Raw genomic sequence first — 811 nt, 5'->3', positions numbered from 1 at the left:
GAAATACATAACAAAATCAACGGTTTGAAATTTATGTTAGTGCGTTTTCAATAACCCGGGACGGGCGCCGGCATACTGATCAAGCGTAAGCGGTAGTTCCGACGCATCTGGAACCGGTGTATGAGAAGGAACAAGATTGCGTCCGCAGCTTACACATTGCGGACGCAACTTATGACTGACCTGGAAACTGCCTTTGACTTCCTGCCATTGCGGGTGATCGGTAAATCGGCCGACGGCAAGAACCGGTACGACCGTGATGGCAAGCGCAAGCTGATCGAAGCGTGCCAGAAGCCGGGAGCCTCTGTTGCCGGGCTGGCACTGAAGGCTGGCGTGAACGCCAACCAGCTTCGCAAGTGGATTGGCCTCGAGCGTAAAAAGACGCGCTCCCGAACTGAACGGCAGCCGACACCAGCCAGTGCGCCGGCATTTGTTCCTGTTCTGGAAGTGGTTGATGCCGAACCTGTGCACTTGCCTCGCATGCCGTCCCTGCCCGACGCCCAGCCGGCTGCTGCACGGCGTGAACCGATGCGTCCGTCGCAACGCCCGCCGTTGCCGTCACGCCTGATGGCGCAGTTGCCCAACGGGGTGAGACTTGAACTTGAATGTATGCAACAGGACACGGCGCTGCTCACAGCGATGATCGACGCATTGAGGAGCCGGTGATGCTGCGCTTCGCTGACGACCTGCGGGTCTATCTGCATCGCGAGCCGGTCGACTTCCGGTGCGGTATCAATACCCTTGCCGCCGTGGTTGAGAATTCGATGCGACTGGATCCGCTCGCGCGCGCCGTGTACGCGTTCCGCAACCGTCA

General features: G+C 58.9%; 2 protein-coding genes. Both read left to right on the top strand.

What is annotated here, in order from left to right; all coding sequences use genetic code 11:
- Positions 1–171 precede the first annotated feature (171 nt).
- A complete protein-coding gene (tnpA, locus tag P0D80_RS50695; protein ID WP_408296418.1) occupies positions 172–663 on the top strand; it encodes an IS66-like element accessory protein TnpA in 492 nt (163 codons plus the stop codon).
- A partial coding sequence (gene tnpB / locus P0D80_RS50690; RefSeq protein ID WP_408296415.1) for an IS66 family insertion sequence element accessory protein TnpB occupies positions 603–811 on the top strand: 209 nt, incomplete at its 3' end. The genes tnpA and tnpB, both read left to right, overlap by 61 nt.

It is taken from the genome of Paraburkholderia sp. RL17-373-BIF-A (assembly GCF_046030175.1).
In the GTDB taxonomy this organism is placed as follows: domain Bacteria; phylum Pseudomonadota; class Gammaproteobacteria; order Burkholderiales; family Burkholderiaceae; genus Paraburkholderia.
Note: the sequence above shows the minus strand (reverse complement) of the source record. Positions and strands in the feature narration are given on the sequence as shown.

What these genes read in the sequence shown, in the direction of transcription:
- tnpA (WP_408296418.1), top strand. Translation starts at nt 172, where the DNA reads ATGACTGACCTGGAAACTGCCTTTGACTTCCTGCCATTGCGGGTGATC.